General features: G+C 40.8%; 14 protein-coding genes. 6 read left to right on the top strand and 8 right to left on the bottom strand.

The genetic code is table 11. The features are described 5' to 3' along the window. Nucleotides 1–5 precede the first annotated feature (5 nt). The 4 genes from carA to uxaC all read right to left on the bottom strand — a co-directional run bounded on the left by carA (nucleotide 6) and on the right by uxaC (nucleotide 5479). Nucleotides 6–1082 carry a glutamine-hydrolyzing carbamoyl-phosphate synthase small subunit gene (gene carA, locus BN3912_RS05700; protein ID WP_023983277.1) on the bottom strand — a complete coding sequence of 359 codons (1077 nt, stop codon included), beginning with the start codon at nucleotides 1080–1082 and terminating at the stop codon, nucleotides 6–8. A 7-nt stretch (nucleotides 1083–1089) separates the two neighbouring features. Next, complete coding sequence (locus tag BN3912_RS05695) at nucleotides 1090–2985, bottom strand: amidophosphoribosyltransferase (RefSeq protein WP_023983278.1); 1896 nt, start codon at nucleotides 2983–2985, stop codon at nucleotides 1090–1092. 177 nt (nucleotides 2986–3162) lie between these two features. Beyond that, a complete protein-coding gene (locus BN3912_RS05690; RefSeq protein ID WP_023983279.1) occupies nucleotides 3163–3954 on the bottom strand; it encodes a polysaccharide biosynthesis/export family protein in 792 nt (263 codons plus the stop codon). A 121-nt stretch (nucleotides 3955–4075) separates the two neighbouring features. Further along, nucleotides 4076–5479 (bottom strand): glucuronate isomerase, encoded by a 1404-nt coding sequence (uxaC, locus tag BN3912_RS05685; protein ID WP_023983280.1) that lies wholly within the window; start codon nucleotides 5477–5479, stop codon nucleotides 4076–4078. Between the two features lie 148 nt (nucleotides 5480–5627). Between uxaC and BN3912_RS05680 the strand changes: the two genes are divergently transcribed. The 6 genes from BN3912_RS05680 (at nucleotide 5628) to abc-f (ending at nucleotide 13615) form a co-directional block, all read left to right on the top strand. Next, a complete protein-coding gene (locus tag BN3912_RS05680; RefSeq protein ID WP_023983281.1) occupies nucleotides 5628–6743 on the top strand; it encodes a porin in 1116 nt (371 codons plus the stop codon). A 166-nt stretch (nucleotides 6744–6909) separates the two neighbouring features. Further along, nucleotides 6910–9111, top strand: a complete 2202-nt coding sequence (locus BN3912_RS05675; protein WP_023983282.1) for a sodium-translocating pyrophosphatase — start codon at nucleotides 6910–6912, stop codon at nucleotides 9109–9111. Nucleotides 9112–9604: 493 nt separating this feature from the next. Continuing rightward, a complete protein-coding gene (locus tag BN3912_RS05665; protein WP_023983284.1) occupies nucleotides 9605–10393 on the top strand; it encodes a Cof-type HAD-IIB family hydrolase in 789 nt (262 codons plus the stop codon). Between the two features lie 80 nt (nucleotides 10394–10473). Further along, nucleotides 10474–11217, top strand: coding sequence for a TIGR02757 family protein (locus BN3912_RS05660; protein WP_023983285.1), 744 nt, complete (start codon nucleotides 10474–10476; stop codon nucleotides 11215–11217). A 16-nt stretch (nucleotides 11218–11233) separates the two neighbouring features. Continuing rightward, nucleotides 11234–11833 carry a ribosome biogenesis GTP-binding protein YihA/YsxC gene (gene yihA, locus BN3912_RS05655; protein ID WP_023983286.1) on the top strand — a complete coding sequence of 200 codons (600 nt, stop codon included), beginning with the start codon at nucleotides 11234–11236 and terminating at the stop codon, nucleotides 11831–11833. After that, a complete protein-coding gene (abc-f, locus tag BN3912_RS05650) occupies nucleotides 11834–13615 on the top strand; it encodes a ribosomal protection-like ABC-F family protein (RefSeq protein ID WP_023983287.1) in 1782 nt (593 codons plus the stop codon). 273 nt (nucleotides 13616–13888) lie between these two features. Here abc-f and BN3912_RS05645 read toward each other — a convergent pair whose 3' ends face one another. The 4 genes from BN3912_RS05645 to BN3912_RS05630 are packed head-to-tail and all read right to left on the bottom strand — an operon-like array spanning nucleotide 13889 to nucleotide 19116. Continuing rightward, entirely contained in the window at nucleotides 13889–15922 is a 2034-nt protein-coding gene (locus BN3912_RS05645; protein WP_023983288.1) for an NAD(+) synthase, read from the bottom strand. Nucleotides 15923–15942: 20 nt separating this feature from the next. Further along, entirely contained in the window at nucleotides 15943–17163 is a 1221-nt protein-coding gene (locus BN3912_RS05640) for a DUF2027 domain-containing protein (protein ID WP_023983289.1), read from the bottom strand. Nucleotides 17164–17183: 20 nt separating this feature from the next. Then, nucleotides 17184–18398 carry an S-adenosylmethionine:tRNA ribosyltransferase-isomerase gene (locus tag BN3912_RS05635; RefSeq protein WP_023983290.1) on the bottom strand — a complete coding sequence of 405 codons (1215 nt, stop codon included), beginning with the start codon at nucleotides 18396–18398 and terminating at the stop codon, nucleotides 17184–17186. Nucleotides 18399–18414: 16 nt separating this feature from the next. After that, nucleotides 18415–19116: a phosphatase PAP2 family protein gene (locus BN3912_RS05630; RefSeq protein ID WP_023983291.1), complete on the bottom strand. Its 702-nt coding sequence runs from the start codon at nucleotides 19114–19116 to the stop codon at nucleotides 18415–18417. Nucleotides 19117–19146: the final 30 nt, after the last annotated feature.

Genomic DNA, 19146 nt, shown 5'->3' with positions numbered 1-19146 from the left:
GTATTTTACTTTAATGTTTCAACAAATTTATCAAATATGAATTCAGTATCGACCGGACCAGAACATGCCTCAGGATGAAATTGCGACGTGAACCATGGATTGATCTTATGTTTGATACCTTCATTACTCCCGTCATTCATATTGATAAACAATTCTTCCCATTCTTCTCCGAGTGTCTTGGTATCAACGGCATATCCATGATTTTGACTTGTAACGTAACATTTATTAGTCCCAACCATACGAACAGGCTGATTATGCGAACGATGACCATATTTAAGTTTATAAATGCTTGCTCCTCCGGCTTTAGCCAGAAGTTGATTTCCCATACAAATTCCACATATAGGTTTCCTACTCATGCTGATTTGTTTACGGATAATATTGACAGCCTCTTCGCATATATCGGGATTGCCCGGCCCATTGGCAAGAAACAGGCCATCAAATTCTAAGTTTGTATAATCATAATTCCATGGAACGCGTATTACTTCTACCCCACGATTAATTAGGCTTCTTATGATATTTGCCTTAACACCACAATCTACCAAAATAACTTTTTTACCGGCTCCCTCATTATATTTAATAATTTCTTTGCAGCTAACTTTATCGACAAAGTTTACTCCTTCGTAACTTGCATCTGGAATATTGGCCGGTTCATCATCGAAGATGATTTTCCCCATCATTACTCCATGTTCACGCAACACCTTGGTAAGTTCCCGTGTATCTATACCAGTAATACCGGGAACCTTTTCCCTTTTCAGCCATTCCGCAAGACTTTCATGGGCATTCCAATGGCTGTATTGTTCACTATAATCAGCAACAATAATAGCAGACGCATAAATTCTATCGCTCTCCATAAAAGTAGGTATACCATTTGCTTCGAAAGTAAATGGCGGCACACCATAATTTCCAACCAAAGGATATGCAAGCGTCATTAGTTGTCCTGCATACGACGGATCCGTCAGACATTCCGGATAACCCATCATTGCCGTATTGAACACAACTTCTCCAGCCACCGGAGCTTCATATCCAAAGCTCTTTCCATGAAACTTTGTTCCATCCGATAATAATAGTGTTACACTTCTCATTATATGCTTAAAATTTCTGTTCGTACTGATAAACCTTTTCTATATAATTGATATACGACTGATTGCAAAGCTTAGCCCCTCCCTGCGTTGGGAAATTCCCCGTAAAATACCAATCCCCATGATTATCGGGGATTGCCGTATGCAGGCCTTCTATCGACTGATAAACAATCTCTACAGGAGTAGCCATCCCATTGGGACGTAACATCTCTACAATCTTTTCATTGATTTCCTCGACAGTAAACGGTTCGTAAATATCCCTCACCCAATTCCTTATCTCTGATTTCTGCGTCTTTATTTCTTCAAGACAATTTCTGTAAGTATCTTCTATCAGTTGATGCATTCCTCTATCTTTTATCAATTCTATAGCCGCACGAAATGCACAGAACTCTTCAAGACGGGCCATATCAATACCATAATAGTCTGGATAACGTATCTGTGGAGCACTACTAACAACAACTAATCTTTTAGGATGCAGCCGATCCAATATTCTGAAAATACTCTCTTTCAACGTCGTTCCACGCACAATACTATCGTCAATAATTACAAGATTGTCTTCATAAGGATGGAGACTCTCGTAAGTAATATCATAGACATGCGAAGCAAGGTCTTTACGTGAATTGCCTTCAGTAATAAAAGTACGCAACTTGATATCTTTCCACGCAACCTTCTCCACACGGACAGACTTTGAAAGAATGCTCTCCAATTCCTCTCGGCTTGGCTTATGGTTCAAATGATCAATTGCTTGTATCTTTTTTTTATGTACGTACTCTTTAAAACCTTGAATAAGTCCATAAAAGGCAACTTCCGCAGTATTAGGAATAAATGAGAATATAGTGTGGTCCACATCGTTATCTATGGCTTTGAGCACAGGCATGGTCAGTTGTTCTCCAAGTTTCTTGCGCTCTTTATATATATCACGGTCGCTTCCACGACTAAAATATATTCGTTCAAACGAGCATGCACTATCTCCTCTTTGGCTGAGTATGCGCTCAATGGTACACTTGCCGCTCCGGTTTACAATTAAAGCTGTTCCCGGAAGCAACTCCTGCACATCATCGCACTCGATATCAAATGTCGTCTGCAATACAGGCCTCTCACTTGCAAGCACCACAATATCTTCGTTCATATAATAATATGCCGGACGTATTCCCCAAGGATCACGCATAGAAAACATTTCTCCACTCCCTGTAATGCCACATACTACATAACCGCCATCAAAATCGGCCATTGTGGTTTTCAAGACATTGCCCATTTTAACGTGATCTTCTATATACGAAGTGATATTTTGATCCTTTAATCCTTTTGCCTTTGCATCTACAAAGTTCCGCTCTACTTCCCTATCCAACCTATGCCCCATCAACTCAAGCATGATATAGCTGTCGCTATAAATACGCGGGCACTGTCCTTGCTTTGTCAGTTTTTCGAATATTTCATTAATATTCGTCATATTAAAGTTTCCGCAAAGACTAAGATTCTTGGCACGCCAATTATTCCTACGCAAGAAAGGATGTACATAAGAAATTCCCTGCCTCCCAGTTGTAGAATATCTCAAATGCCCCATATACAGTTCTCCGGCAAACGGTAGACTCTGTTTAGCGAAATCCACATCGGCAAGTTGTTCTTTAGATAAATTGGTAAAATTATTCTGGACAGCACTAAAAATCTTAGTAATTGCATCCTTTCCTTCTGCCCTTTCCCTAAACATGTATTCCTGTCCGGGCTCCGTATCCAACTTTACACAAGACAATCCGGCGCCTTCCTGCCCGCGGTTATGTTCTTTCTCCATCATCAAATAGAGTTTATTCAGACCATACATCCACGTTCCATATTTATGCTGATAATATTCCAATGGCTTTAATAGCCTTATAAGCGCAACGCCACATTCATGTTTTAAGATTTCCATCAATTCTTTACTAAAACTTCTCTAAAAATATTTTATCGTCTATACACCTATACTCCAAGCCAAGTTTATAATCTGTTTAAACCTGCTACTCCTACATTCTATTATCAATAAAAAGATGATGTAGCTCTAATAAACTTTAAGAGCCAAGAGATTGCTAATCTCTTGGCTCTTAAATATTTATTTGCGAAGAATATTCACTAATAAGGAAGCAACCGAAGTAACTATTCCAACAAACGAGAACCAAAGCGTTGTGGAAGAACCGATAGATGAATTTTTAGCTCTAACGCCATTTGGTTCTACATATAATATATCATTTTGCTGTAAATAATAGTAAGGTGAGTTAAGTAAATTCGCATCATTAAGATTCAGCCGATGTGCGCTCTTCTGTCCTGTCTCATCTTCACGTATTAATAACACATTGTCTCGTTTACCGTAGATAGTTAAGTCGCCTGCTTGTGCCAAAGCTTCGATCACACTCATCTTTTCTGTCGTTACAGGAATAACCCCCGGACTATTAACTTCTCCATCTACCGTCACTCGATAGCTTGACATGCGTACTGTAACAATCGGATTTTCCGTCTTTGCCATATAAGGCAATATCTTATCTCTAATCGTATTCTGGCATTCATTCTTGGTCAGTCCTGCAACATGCAAGGTTCCTACGACAGGGAAATTAATATTACCATCATTATCTACAAGATATGTCTGTAAACTCCCCGTACTGCTTCCTGACGCATTTACAGTATTTAATGCAGATAAATTAAAAGGTCGGGAAGCCTCCGGATCTGTGGTACTGACAGTTATCGACAGCATATCTTTCGGCATGATCTTTGCATCATAAAGCCCACGTGACGGTGCTAAACTGATTGAATCGATATTCTGAAAATAAGCAACTTTCTTACTTCCCGAACATCCTGCCATCGCTATCAACAACGACAGTGTGAACATCGGTATAAAAAATCTCTTCATACAATGGATGGGTTATTTTTATAATCTTTGGCAAAATTAGTCTTATTTTTTCAAAGAGGCAAATATTTATTAGTTTAATTGACCATAGACTTAATAAAAACAACAGTCTTAAATGGTAAAATCATGTTGGAGAAATATACCTTTTTACATTATTATAACTAATATCTTCGACCAATCGTGCCAGCAACGGCTCATTATAGGGCAACAATCCCCTCTCAACGAAGTTTCCGACTACGTTACACAATATTCTTCTAAAGAACTCGTGCCGTGAGAAAGATAGTAAAGAATGACAATCGGTCATGAAACCTATAAAATGCGAAAAGTTCCCATCAACCGAAATTGCATTAAGATGACGCAATATGGCATCATACTGATTATTTAACCACCATCCTAACCCGAATTGTATCTTTCCCTGACAAGAACCGTCTTGAAAGTTTCCTAACATAGCTGCAATCATATCATTCGACGATGGATTTATCGAATATAAAATTGTACGAGTCAACTTATTCTCCGAACTCAAATAATCCATAAAATGCCCCATTGCTTTCGCTGTATTAAAGACACCTATCGAATCAAAACCATACTTTCGGCCAACAGACCTACTAATTAAATTACTTTTGTCGTGGATTGCTCCGCAGTGGAATTGCTGTGTCCATCCCGTAGCATAGTCCATCTCTGCCATTTTTCTTAAAAAGCAATGTTTGTATTGATGAATTTCAAGAGTTGAAAGTCTCATCCCACGCATCGCTTTCCTAAATATTGTGTCTATTTGAGAGTCCGTAAATTCTTCATCATAAAATTCTTCTATGTCATGATCTGACAGACAACATTCATGATCAACAAAATATTGATGGCGCATACTTAATGCATCCAGCATATCCGAAAAGCAACAAATGTCAAGATCGGCTGTATTCCTAAGCCTATCAACATAGTCGGCAAAACCTTCTCGTTCTATGTTCATAGCCTGATCCGGGCGCCACGATGGATACATTTTTGTATTTTTATCTTTCTGATTATGCTGCCGATGACTGGTTAAATCATCAGTAGGATCATCGGTAGTCCATAATACTTCGACATGAAACTTTCGCAACAATTCCAATGAGGAATACTCTTTTGACTGCAATTTCTCATTACATTCGTCATAAATTTCACGAGCTGTTTCGGGAGATAACACCTTAGTAATCCCAAATATTGTTTTCAATTCCAAACACGATAATAGATACAATGGCTCACATACTGTATATGGAAACACTTCGGCCCATTTCTCAAATTTCTCCCAATCGCTGCATTCCTCTCCTATGCAATACTTTTCTTCGACTCCATGAGTACGCATTGCACGCCATTTATAGACATCGTCTTTTATCCATAACTCTGTGATAGACCTGAAATGACGGTCCTCCGCTACCAATTCAGGTTTCAAATGGCAGTGATAATCATATATGGGCATCGCCTTTGCGTAATTATGATATAAATCACAGGCAATCGTTGTGTCTAATAAAAAGTCTTGGTCTAAAAAATTTTTCATAACCTGTTAATATATGATGTTTGCAAATATACATATTTAAATTGTAAACTGTTTACATTTTAGTTTTAATTTTCTCATCAAATTTCCAGCAGCTTGAAAAAATATATTACTTTTGCAGAGTAAACTTTAAAATACAAAATAAGAAATCATGAAAAAAAGATTAGCTGTTGTACTATATTGCTTTATTGCAATAATGGCAAACGCACAAATCAAACTTCCCTCTTGGCTGAACAACGTAAAAGTATCGGGATATGGAATTACACAATTTCAGTACAGCTCACAAGAAAATGCCAAATCGAACACATTTAATCTTCGCATGGCAAGAGTTTCCCTTGACGGCCGTATTCTCAACGACTTTTATTGGAAAACACAGGTTCAATTTAACGGAAATACTTCTACATTGGGAAGCAGTCCTCGCATTGTAGATTTGTTTGCAGAATGGCAGAAATATGATTATTTTCGGATAAAATTAGGACAATTCAAACGTCCTTTCAGTTTCGAAAATCCTATGCATCCCATTGATCAAGGTTTCATGAGTTACGGGCAGGTCGTTACTAAATTAGTCGGATTTAACGACCGTAATGGCAGTCATGCATCGAATGGAAGAGATTTAGGTATTCAGCTACAAGGCGATCTTCTTAAAAATAAGCACGATAGAACTCTGATACATTACCAAATAGGTGTATTCAATGGGCAGGGTATCAATGTAAAAGACGTTGATCATCAAAAAGATATTATCGGCGGAATTTGGGTTATGCCGGTTTTAGGCATGCGAATTGGGGCATTCGGATGGACCGGTTCTTACTCCAGAAAAGGAACTTGGCAAGACGATATGGGCAATACATTATCCGGTATTCGTAAACTTAAACAACGTAGATATGCCTTTTCTGCAGAATATAAAGTAGATGATTGGACATTTAGAAGCGAATATATTCATTCTACCGGTAATGCATTTAAAACAACATACCAGACAACAGAAACAAAAGACTGTACGCTCAGTGCAGACGGCGATAAGGCCGATGGCATATATATGCTCGCTATTGCACCCATCACAAAGAATAAATTGCATGCTAAAGCTCGTTACGATATGTATCGCCCGACTGCAGAATGGAATAAAGCCAGAACACAATACGAAATTGGTTTAGATTACCAATTCGCCCAAAACCTTAAAATCAGTGGAGAATACGCTTTCATCAATGATCGCAGTTTAAGTACAGATCATAATTATAATATGGTAGACATACAACTATCCTTCAGATTTTAGCACTTTTCTTCTTACTCCAAAAATAACAAAAAGAATACTTCATGCCATGTTGAAGTATTCTTTTTATTTATTAAAGAAACAGAAAAATATCTGTTTTTTATACACTTTCCTTATTTTTTCCTATATTTGTCCCAATTATCATCTAAAACATTAAATTATTAAAACTATGAACATTCCTATTGTATTTTGGCTTGTACCAATAGCTTCCGTTATTGCATTAAGCATGGCATGGTTCTTCTTTAGCACGATGATGAAAGAAGATGAAGAACTTCCACGCATGCGAGAAATCGCCTTATATGTACGTAAAGGCGCCATGGCATACCTTAAACAACAATACAAAGTTGTATTGTATGTATTCATTGTCATTGCAATTATCTTCGCATTCATGGCATACGTGTTGAAAGTACAAAATCCGTGGGTGCCTTTTGCTTTCCTTACAGGCGGCTTTTTTAGCGGACTGGCCGGTTTCTTTGGCATGAAAACTGCCACATACGCATCGGGAAGAACTGCGAATGCTGCACGAAGCGGGCTCGATAGAGGACTGAAGATTGCATTCAGAAGCGGAGCCGTAATGGGACTTGTTGTAGTTGGATTAGGACTTCTTGATATTGCAATATGGTTTCTTATTCTCAATGCGTTCTATTCAGGAGAACAAACATCTCTCATTACTATCACAACCACCATGCTTACTTTCGGCATGGGAGCATCTACCCAAGCCCTGTTTGCTCGTGTCGGTGGCGGTATTTATACAAAAGCTGCCGATGTTGGAGCCGATTTGGTTGGCAAAGTAGAGGCCGATATACCAGAAGATGATCCACGAAATCCGGCGACAATAGCCGACAATGTTGGGGATAATGTCGGTGATGTAGCAGGAATGGGTGCCGATTTGTATGAAAGTTATTGCGGGAGTATTCTATCGACTGCCGCCCTCGGTGCCACAGCATTTGCTATGAATGGCGAAATGCAACTACGTGCAGTTATAGCCCCTATGATCATTGCAGCAGTTGGCATCTTCTTAAGCCTTATCGGTATTTTCCTCGTCCGCACGAAAGAAGGTGCCGGAATGAAAGAACTACTCCATTCTCTTGGGTTCGGAACAAACGTATCAGCCATATTGATTGCAATTGCCACTTTTATCATATTATACTTACTGAACATGGAGAATTGGATGGGATTATCGTTCTCTGTTATCAGTGGGTTGCTCGCCGGTGTCATTATCGGGCAATCTACAGAATACTATACCTCACAAACTTATAAGCCTACCCAGAAGATTGCCGAGGCTTCACAAACCGGTTCCGCGACCGTAATTATAAAAGGTATCGGTACCGGTATGATTTCTACTTGTATACCGGTTGTAGTTATTTCCGTTGCAATCATGATGAGTTATCTCTGTGCAAACGGTTTCGATATGAGTATGAGCGCCCAAAGCATCAGTCGTGGTCTTTATGGTATCGGTATCGCTGCAGTAGGTATGCTTTCTACTTTAGGAATAACTCTTGCCACAGACGCATACGGTCCTATCGCCGATAATGCCGGTGGGAATGCCGAGATGAGCGGATTAGGTGAAGATATCAGAAAGCGTACCGATGCTTTAGATGCCTTAGGAAATACTACTGCAGCAACTGGAAAAGGGTTTGCCATCGGTTCTGCCGCACTTACAGCCCTCGCTCTTCTGGCTTCATACATTGAAGAAATCAAGATTGCAATGATTCGTGCCGTAGAACAAGGCGAACAATTCATCAGTGCAGCCGGTACGGTGTTCGATCCGAAATCGGCAACAATGACAGATTTCATGCAATTCTTCCAAGTAAACTTAATAAATCCGAAAGTGCTTGTAGGCGCATTCATCGGTGCAATGGCAGCCTATCTTTTCTGTGGTCTCACCATGGGAGCGGTAGGAAGAGCTGCAGGTGCTATGGTTTCAGAAGTACGCCGTCAGTTCAAGGATATCAAAGGAATTCTTGAAGGCAAGGCAACTCCTGATTATAGCCGTTGTGTGGAAATATCTACTCAGAGTGCACAACGCGAGATGGTTCTGCCTTCTCTTTTGGCAATCATTATTCCCATCATCGTAGGTATAGTGCTTGGAGTAGCGGGAGTATTAGGACTTCTTACAGGAGGATTGGCAGCCGGTTTCACATTGGCCATATTTATGGCTAACTCCGGTGGTGCATGGGATAATGCCAAGAAGATGGTAGAAGAAGGCAACTTCGGCGGAAAAGGCTCTGCATGCCATAAGGCGACTATCGTTGGCGACACTGTCGGAGATCCGTTCAAAGACACTTCAGGGCCATCGCTCAATATTCTTATCAAGCTCATGTCGATGGTAAGTATCGTAATGGCAGGCCTAACCGTAGCATTTATTTAATAATATTGTGGCGTTCTCAATATTTTTTATTACTTTTGCGGCATATTATAATGAAAAATATGTTAACAACACAAAATTCACATAGGGGAAAGAATCATCGCCAACGTCTAATAAACTTAGACAATATGCAGATGGAACAAAAGCGGAGATTGCGGAAAAGACGTACCAAAAATCTTATCAACATTCTCTTCGTTACCATGTGCATTCTTGCCTTACTTATTATTGTTGCTATTATATTTTCATATACAATAGATAAATAAACGATAAGATAAAAACAGGAAATAGAAACAAGAAGAAGAACAAGAATATTCCCTCTTGTTTCTATTTTTATATTGCCAGCTACATTAATCCTACATCTAAGGTTCTTACCCCTTATTGGTAATTTCGTTGGATATATCATTAATCATTGTTACATATACACTTTAATATTGAAAAATATCGTATCTTTGTATCCTATAACGTATATCATAATTCAATAATAGGATAATATAATATGAGCAAACATAAGGCGCTTTTTTTCGATATAGACGGTACTTTGGTGAGTTTCCAAACACATTCCATTCCCGAATCGACTATTCATGCTTTGGAATTAGTAAAGAAAAACGGCCTCAACATATTCATTTCTACGGGTAGACCAATACAAATAATCACGAATCTAAAGGCTATAGAGCATCTTATCGACGGCTATATTACTACAAACGGGGCTTACTGTTTTGCCGGAAAAAGAGAAATTTGTTGCACACCTATTCTCTCCAGCGATGTAGAAACTTTACTTAAAGACGCTACAGAGAAAGATTATGCGGTGATTGTGGTGGGCGAAAAAGACATTGCCGTATATAATTACAAAGATATCGTAGACAGGTTGTTTCGTGTAGGTTTTAATGTTACGAATATCGATTATAACCTACCGGTTGAAAAAGTGTTACACCAAAGGATATTACAACTTACACCTTTCATCCCCCAGCCCATAGAAGATTTGCTCATGCCACAGTTGTGTAACTGTGAATCAGAACGGTGGCATCCCGAGTTTACCGACATTACTGTAAAGTGTACCGATAAGGGTAGCGCATTAAAAGCTATGGCTTCGGCATTGAATATCGATATTAAAGATACGATGGCGTTCGGTGATGGCGGAAATGATATTAGCATTCTCCAAAGTGCAGGAATAGGTGTTGCCATGGGAAATGCAGACGATCATGTAAAAAGCTATGCCGATTACGTAACTACCGATGTAGACCACGATGGCATCTTGAATGCTTTCAAGCATTTTAATCTAATTTAATTCAACCGAAAGTAAGAAAGGACAGAAAGAATACTCCCCATAATAGAATTTTGTACGAGTTATAAATAAGACGCTAATCAATGACATTAGTACCCGAAACAAAAGAAATTTTACTGAAACATGCTGCCATGTATGAAACGGAAGACTTTCTGACTACTGATCCGAGTTACTTTATGCATCAAGTAAAGCAACCGCATAATCAGGAGACGATGGCACTTATCGCATCAGTTCTCAGCTACGGTTCGCGCAAACAATTCTTCCCTAAAATACAATACATACTCAACTCTTCCGAAGGAAATGTTTACGATTGGATTAAGTCGGGCAAATATATAACCAACATACCCGATAACAATCAATGCTATTACCGTCTACACACCAACCATTCCATATTCGTATTTCTGCAAGTTCTGCAAAGACTTATTACTGATTACGGTAGCCTGAAGCACTATATTACTGCCGAAGCTCATGACGGATATACGGCCATCAAGGCTATTTGTAAGTACTTTTCCATGCAATCGGCCCATCATATCATCCCGAAAGATACAACTTCTGCATGCAAAAGAATTTGCATGTTCCTCAGATGGATGGTTAGAGATGACTCTCCTGTAGACTTGGGATTATGGGCCGACATCATAGATAAACGTACACTTATCATACCTTTAGACACGCATGTATTGCACGAAGCAAACAAATTGGCGCTTATCCAAAGCTCTACAACCACGATGTCTACAGCCCGAAAATTAACAACAATCCTGAAAGAGGTGTTCCCCGATGATCCTTTAAAAGGAGACTTCGCCCTTTTTGGATATGGTATCAATCATTAATATTTATTGAAGTATAATGGAAATAAAGAAATCTGAATTTGTAATATCCGCGCCGACGATTGGCAAATGTCCTAATGATAATAAGCCGGAATATGCTTTTATCGGTCGGTCGAATGTAGGCAAATCGAGTCTTATCAATATGCTCTGCAACCATAAAGGTTTGGCTAAAACTTCGGCTACACCGGGCAAGACCTTGCTTATCAACCACTTCATCATCAACAATGAATGGTATTTGGTTGACCTTCCGGGCTATGGTTTTGCCAAACGTTCCAAGAGTGTGCAGAAACAGTTGCAGCAGATGATTTCATCGTATATACTGCAACGCGAGCAATTAGCCAATGTGTTCGTGCTGATAGATATCCGACATGATCCCATGACAATAGACCGTGAGTTCATCGACTGGCTGGGAGAAAGTAGCATTCCCTTTGCTATCGCCTTCACGAAAGCCGACAAATTGGGTTTCGTAAAGGCAAGACAGAATGCGGAAAAATGGATGAAAACACTACAAGACCGATGGGAAACGCTTCCTCCCTACTTCATTACAAGTGCCGAAAAGAAACAAGGACGCGACGAAATACTCGAATATATCGAAGGTATCAACAAAACATTGAAGTAAATGGCAAATCCTATTCCATACTTAGACGTACAGAACCTCACGAAATCTTTCGGTGCCCAAGTTCTTTTCAGCGACATTTCGTTTTCAATAGCCGAGGGACAACGCGTTGGACTTATTGCACAAAACGGTACAGGCAAGTCCACCCTGCTCTCGATTCTTATGGGTAAAGAGGGCCACGATTCGGGTTCCATCATATATAAACGTAATCTGAAAGTGAGCTGTTTGGAGCAATCGCCCCAATTTGATCCCGCAGAATCGGTATTGGATGCGTGCTTTAATCACCACGGAGATCCCGACAAGGTACTTAAAGCGAAGCAGATACTCACTCAACTTAAAATTTCAGACCTGCTTCAACCTATGGGACAGCTCAGCGGTGGGCAGCAGAAACGCGTAGCATTGGCCAATGTACTGACCACAGAACCTGATTTTCTTATCCTCGATGAGCCTACCAATCACCTCGATTTAGAAATGATAGAATGGCTAGAAGGCTTTCTATCGAGGGGAAACAGAACTCTGTTGATGGTTACACATGATCGTTTCTTCCTCGACCGCGTATGCAATCTTATCCTCGAACTCGATAACAGAACCTTATACACTTATAGAGGCAATTATAGTTATTATCTCGAAAAGCGACAGGAACGCATAGACAACACACGGGCAGAGATTGCAAGGGCAAATAACTTGTACAGAACCGAACTCGAATGGATGAGAAGAATGCCACAGGCACGCGGGCACAAGGCCAAATACCGTGAAGATGCGTTCTACGATCTTGAGAGAAAGGCTAAACAAAGGATTGAAGAACGGCAGATACGTCTCAAGGCAAACAACGTATACATAGGCTCAAAAATCTTCGAATGCCAATATGTATCGAAAGCATGGGACAAGAATAACGTTATTCTGAAAGATTTCTATTACAATTTTTCGCGTTTCGAAAAGATGGGAATTGTAGGAAGCAACGGTACAGGAAAGTCTACTTTCATTAAGATGCTGCTTGGGCTGGTACCGGTAGATTCCGGTAAGTTCGATATTGGAGATACCGTGAAGTTCGGCTATTTCTCGCAAGACGGGCTCAAATTCGATGAACAACAAAAGGTAATCGATGTTATTACCGATATTGCCGACTATATAGATTTGGGTAAGGGAAGACACATGACTGCCTCGCAATTCTTGCAATACTTCATGTTTTCGCCCGATCAGCAACATAACTACGTGTACAAACTTAGCGGGGGCGAGCGGCGCAAGCTGTATCTTTGTACGGTGTTGATGAGAAACCCGAACTTTTTAGTGCTCGATGAGCCGACAAACGATCTTGATATTCAGACATTACAAGTGCTCGAGGAGTATTTGCAAGACTTTCCGGGCTGTGTGATTATCGTCAGTCATGACCGTTATTTCATGGATAAAGTGGTAGACCATCTGTTGGTATTCAAAGGAGCAGGCGTGATAAAAGACTTTCCCGGGAACTACACCCAATATCGCGAATGGTCATCGTTGCAAAGCAAAGAAGACGAAAAACCTCGTAATGAAAAACCTGAAAAGGATAAGAAAGACCATTATCAAAGCAATAAACGCAAGATGTCTTTCAAAGAGAAACGCGAATTTGAACAACTTGAGAAAGACATAGCCATACTTGAAGCCGAGCAGAAACAATTAGAAGAATTGCTTTGCAGTGGAAACCTCTCCGTCGAAGAGCTCACTGAAAAGAGCAAACAACTACCTGCAATTAAGGAAGAACTCGATGAAAAAGGCATGAGATGGCTGGAATTATCGGAACTGGCATAAAACCATTTTCTAACAAGAATATTCCCTTAACCTGACAAACAATAACAATCTGAAACACAACATATTATTTTACATTAATTTATATCGTAGTGCGTTCAAAGAATGTAAGACAAAATGGTTTGACTTTTATAATCCTTATATATGCTTATATGCTTCTATTATTTTCTTTCCATGGTGTTATAATGGTATTAGATTATGTATATAACAAGCATACATGCACAATCTAACACCATCAAGCGTTATCCGTACCGCATCGCTTTACGGCAAACGTCGCTACAATGTTTCGCATTCTTCTATCCAAAGTTTACTTACTGCATCGCTCGGCATGCGCCAATCGCCCCGTGGACTTAGGCTTACACTACCGACTTTCGGCCCATCCGGTAGACACGAACGCTTGAACTGTTGCGAGAAAAATCTGCGAAAGAATGTTCGGAGCCAGTGTTTTATCACCTCATCCGTATATTCACTATGTGCATCCTTCCCCATTTCATCAGCATACCCCTGCCGTGTAGCAAAAGCCTTCTGTGCAAGTATAAAGATTTTACGTGGGCGGAAACCGAAACGCAGGAAATAATAAAGAAAGAAATCATGCAATTCGTACGGACCTACAAGGTCCTCGGTTTTCTGTTTGATCTGACCGTCGGCATCGGCAGGTATCAGTTCAGGCGAAATCGGAGTATCCATAATATCCGCCAGAATGTCCGAGACATCACCCATCAGCGTTGCTACATAATGCACAAGATGGCGGATCAGCGTCTTTGGAATACCTGCATTCACACCATACATCGACATGTGGTCGCCATTATAGGTAGCCCATCCCAGCGCCAGTTCAGACAAATCGCCGGTACCGACAACCAGTCCGCCGACTTGATTGCTCAAATCCATTAGTATTTGAGTGCGCTCACGAGCCTGCGAATTCTCGTAAGTGACGTCATGAACGGCAGCATCATGCCCGATATCTTCGAAATGTTGGGCTACACTCTTGGCGATATTGATTTCACGAATGGTGATACCAAGCCGTTGCATAAGACTTATTGCATTGCGATAAGTACGGTCTGTGGTTCCAAAACCCGGCATAGTAACGCCGATAATTCCTTTGCGATCGAGTTTAAGCGTATCGAACGTGTTCACACATACAAGCAAAGCCAGCGTAGAGTCGAGCCCTCCACTCACACCGATAACCACCTTTGTACAACCCGTATGCACAAGCCGTTTGGCAAGCCCCATCGACTGAATGGTGAAAGCCTCGTCGCAACTTCGTTTCATATCGGCACTCTTAGGGATAAACGGATGAGGATCTACGTACCTTTCCAAGATAAAATCGCGTTCAACTTTCATTGGGTAAAGCGTGTGCAACACGGCGGTAGAACGGTGTTTCACATCGCCTCCCGACAGTTCGGCAGCTATTCCGTAACCATCGCGTTGCTGTAACAGCGAAATATTCCGCACGGCATTCACGTATGTTGAATTAGTACGTCGCTCCGAGCGCAGACGGTCGATATCTATTTGCTGTACCTGTATCTGATTTTCGAGAGCAAAACGTTTTCCCTGCGCCAACAGATGTCCGTTCTCATAAATCAGCGCATTACCTCCATAAACCACGTCTTGTGTACTTTCTCCGAACCCGCTGCTGCTGTATATATATCCGGTTATTGTACGTGCACTTTGCTGTGCCAATACACTCATCAGGTAGTTATGCTTGCCTATCAGTTCATCGCTTGCGGAAAGATTGAAGATCAATTCGGCACCGGCAAGCGCCAGATGATTGCTCGGAGGTACCGGCGCCCATACATCTTCGCATATCTCTACACCGAAATTAACGCCATCATCGGTAACAAAAAGTTGAGGCTCCGGAGTAATTTCTATCTTCTGCCCTGCAAAACGAACCACAGTAGGCTTCAAATCTTGCGATGATGCAAACCACCGCTTTTCGTAAAACTCGCTGTAATTGGGCAGATAAGTCTTGGGAACAATGCCGACAATCTGCCCTTGTTGGATGACTACAGCGCAGTTAAGCAATAAGTCGCCGGCCACGATAGGCAAGCCTACGATGCTGACAATGTCGAGCTGACGCGTGAAATCGAGCAAATGGAACACGGCATCTTCGGCAGCATCGAGCAACACCTGCTGACGAAAAAGGTCTTGACAACTATATCCGGTAATGCTCAACTCGGGAAAGACAATTACTTCTACTCCCTTTCCTTCTGCCTGAACAATCAATGTTTCTACCTGTTCCAGATTATATTTACAGTCTGCTACCCTAATCGCAGGTACGGCAGATGCTACTTTTATAAATCCCTGTTTCATTTTATTTCGGCATTAAGATATCAGCGTATAGTTACTTGAGTGGCGCCATATCCGTATTCTTGGAAACTGGCGTCTTGATACAGATACCGCTTATAACGGTAGTTGAGTTCGTGTATGATTGCGCTTCGAAGTACTCCTTCACCCTTTCCATGAATAAAAACGATCTTTTGTCCTTTCTTGCTACTGTAATCGGCAAGGGTATCACGGAACTTTTTCAATTGATAATTCAGAATATCCGCATTATTCATACCGGCAGTAGTTTCAAGCAATGCTTCGGCATGGAGGTCTATCACGACCGTGTCTTCATCGTCCCGATGCTTTATCCGAAACGGGTTCGCTTGTTTTCTTCTATCATCATATCTCCTTACATAGCTGTTGTTATGACCAGCAGAAGCATTAGAGGACACTGTACTTGCAAGCTGATTATCGGAAGACTTGGCATACATTTGCTCTTTCAAACTTTTAGCATCCGTTACAAGAGGACGGGCCGGCTTATCGTTTTCGATAATGGTATAAAGCAAAGCCGGCTGCTCAAAGAAGTCGTTTTCTTGGAAAGTATGCAATTTATAGAACTTGACATTATCGATACGGAACTGGACATCTACCGATGGTTTCAAGATAAACGATTTGTCGCGCTTATAAGCAACGAGCTGAACGGACACATGTTCTAAGGAATTCAGGTCTTCACGTCCGAATTCCTCGATAAACTCTTTGGTATTAGGCTCTATTTCTCCCTGCGATTTCAGCGACCAGTTCTGCCCTTCGGCGGTCATATAAGCGTATTGCATATAGTAATTACTATCGTTTACAAAATAACATTCGAAACGAGTATTTGTAATTTCCTTGATATCGACAGGCACAAACGCGAGATATGCACTTAGCAAATTTCCGCCTTTACGCTCCTCCAAAGGCTTCTGAAACGATATCTCTCTATCGGCAGGATCATAGCTTTCTACGTTCATATCTATCGCCTCATCCATTCCTTCCTTTATTTTAGCTTTCACAGACTGCCCGTCTACGGCTGCACCGCCCATTTGCTTCGCAGATAGAGCCGATACTGTTTTGTCGATAACCTTGGCAATACTGTAATCTTCATTCTCTATCACCACCACATCGCGAATAGATGTAGGTATCTGAAAACCGTCTTCATCTTCTACCAATACGATATTCTTGCCTTGGAAACCGGCTATCTTTCCGCCACCGGTTTCACTGAGAAACCGAACTTTATCTCCTATTTTCATAATCTGTACTGTATTATAAGTTAAGGAATAAGCAAACTGCTGTCGCCATAACTTAAAAACCTAAAGTCGTGCGACAGAGCATTATCGTAGATTGTACGCCAATCTCCATGCACAAAAGCACTGACCAAAAGCAACAAGGTGCTCTGTGGTTGATGGAAATTGGTTACCAACATCTTTACTATTTTATATTCATACCCGGGTGCAATAATAATTTGAGTAGACGAATGCAACGCACTAAGCCCGTTTCTATCCAAGTAATTGAGCACATTTTTGATAGCTTCCATAGGCGTAAGCGCTGCCTTTGTTTCATAAGGAGTCCACTGCCCGACATGAAGTTCCTCCTCTGTAGCGTCGGGATGTGCAGCAAGGTACACACCCATGTAGTAAAGGCTCTCCAGCGTGCGCACACTTGTAGTACCCACAGCAATGGCCTGACAATCGTGTTTCAATAGCTTTTCAAGTGTTTGCCTATGCACACAAATGTACTCAGTATGCATCTTATGGCCTTCTATTTCATCGCTCTTCACCGGTTTAAAGGTTCCTGCTCCTACATGTAACGTAAGTTCTTCGCGGTCTATACCGTGGGTATCGAGGTCCTTCAATACACTGTCAGTAAAATGAAGACCGGCAGTAGGCGCCGCCACAGAACCTTTAATCTTGGAGTAAACAGTTTGGTAAGTCGTCTTATCACTCTCTTGCGTATCCCTATTCAGGTAGGGAGGTATAGGTAGTTCGCCCGCAGTTTCAAGGATTTCGGCAAACGATACTTTGTTATTATTCCAGCTAAAATCCACCCAATGGCCAGTACCATATTCTTCTTTTCTGGCAGCTATAAGCGTAAGACGATGCCCATTTATTTCGAAATCGCGCTTTAGTGTTCCCTCTTTCCACTTCTTTAAATTACCAATCATACAAAGCCACGAACAATGTTCGGAAGTTTGGAACATCAATTCATAATCTGTAGGATCGACAGGCTCAAGTAAAAATACTTCGATCAGTGCCCCCGTTTCTTTACGAAAATGTATTCTTGCCTGAATAACCTTCGTATTATTGAAAACCATCAGAGCACCTTTCGGCAAATATTCGGGGAGATTATAAAATAAATCATCACTCACTTTGCCATGTTTATAGACAAGCAATTTACTATGATCGCGTTGCGAAATGGGAAATTTAGCAATACGTTCATCGGGAAGTTGGTAATTGTAATCGCTGATATGTATATGTTTTGTATCCATCAATTTAGGAAAGACATTAAATATAAAATACGAACAATGCGCGGAGAACTGCATATATAAGTATCAGACAGATAACCGTGATCACGATATTGATATCGGTAAGTACGTAACCTGTAACAGTATATTGTGATGACACATAAATGTTTTGGGGTGATATGCGATTATAAACGTACCTAAAAAGAATATAAGAGAGCGTTCCGCAAATGGTTCCCCACAACAAACCTACCAAGATATCTAAAGGATAATGCACTCCTAAATATAAACGGGTATAGCAATTCAAGACAGACCATCCGATCATAAAAACGGTAAAAATCCTATCCTTCACAAGCAAGCTGAAGAACAAGGCCAAAGAAAAGGTATTAGCAGCATGAGCAGAGAAGAAGCTATAGCCTGTTTCACGCATATTGCCGACGATATCAATAGTATATTTAATGATAGGATCATTACTCGGACGGCTCCGTGCCACAAGGGGTTTCATTATTCCATCGGCCATTCCGTCTGCAAGAACCACACATAACAATGCACAACCGATAATCAGACATATTTGTCCCATCGTCTCATTATTCTTGACAACAAGGTAAAACAAAGATAAATATAAAGGCACCCATGTCAGACCGGATGTAAATATTGCCATCAAACCATCCAAGAATAGGGAGTCGGAACCGTTGAAGAAACCTAACAACATCCTATCTGCCTCTATCAATCCTTGTATATCCATCAATCGATATTATTTTATACGCGTTCTTTC

It is taken from the genome of Prevotella phocaeensis, from assembly GCF_900065875.1.
Taxonomy (GTDB): Bacteria; Bacteroidota; Bacteroidia; order Bacteroidales; family Bacteroidaceae; genus Prevotella; species Prevotella phocaeensis.
The sequence above is the reverse complement of the archived record's forward strand: the minus strand, read 5'-3'. Positions and strand labels throughout refer to the sequence as shown.

Excerpts from the sequence above, each read along its gene's own strand:
- carA (WP_023983277.1), bottom strand. The coding sequence starts at position 1,082 with ATGAGAAGTGTAACACTATTATTATCGGATGGAACAAAGTTTCATGGA.
- BN3912_RS05695 (WP_023983278.1), bottom strand. The coding sequence starts at position 2,985 with ATGGAAATCTTAAAACATGAATGTGGCGTTGCGCTTATAAGGCTATTA.
- BN3912_RS05690 (WP_023983279.1), bottom strand. The coding sequence starts at position 3,954 with ATGAAGAGATTTTTTATACCGATGTTCACACTGTCGTTGTTGATAGCG.
- uxaC (WP_023983280.1), bottom strand. The coding sequence starts at position 5,479 with ATGAAAAATTTTTTAGACCAAGACTTTTTATTAGACACAACGATTGCC.
- BN3912_RS05680 (WP_023983281.1), top strand. The coding sequence starts at position 5,628 with ATGAAAAAAAGATTAGCTGTTGTACTATATTGCTTTATTGCAATAATG.
- BN3912_RS05675 (WP_023983282.1), top strand. The coding sequence starts at position 6,910 with ATGAACATTCCTATTGTATTTTGGCTTGTACCAATAGCTTCCGTTATT.
- BN3912_RS05665 (WP_023983284.1), top strand. The coding sequence starts at position 9,605 with ATGAGCAAACATAAGGCGCTTTTTTTCGATATAGACGGTACTTTGGTG.
- BN3912_RS05660 (WP_023983285.1), top strand. The coding sequence starts at position 10,474 with ATGACATTAGTACCCGAAACAAAAGAAATTTTACTGAAACATGCTGCC.
- yihA (WP_023983286.1), top strand. The coding sequence starts at position 11,234 with ATGGAAATAAAGAAATCTGAATTTGTAATATCCGCGCCGACGATTGGC.
- abc-f (WP_023983287.1), top strand. The coding sequence starts at position 11,834 with ATGGCAAATCCTATTCCATACTTAGACGTACAGAACCTCACGAAATCT.
- BN3912_RS05645 (WP_023983288.1), bottom strand. The coding sequence starts at position 15,922 with ATGAAACAGGGATTTATAAAAGTAGCATCTGCCGTACCTGCGATTAGG.
- BN3912_RS05640 (WP_023983289.1), bottom strand. The coding sequence starts at position 17,163 with ATGAAAATAGGAGATAAAGTTCGGTTTCTCAGTGAAACCGGTGGCGGA.
- BN3912_RS05635 (WP_023983290.1), bottom strand. The coding sequence starts at position 18,398 with ATGGATACAAAACATATACATATCAGCGATTACAATTACCAACTTCCC.
- BN3912_RS05630 (WP_023983291.1), bottom strand. The coding sequence starts at position 19,116 with ATGGATATACAAGGATTGATAGAGGCAGATAGGATGTTGTTAGGTTTC.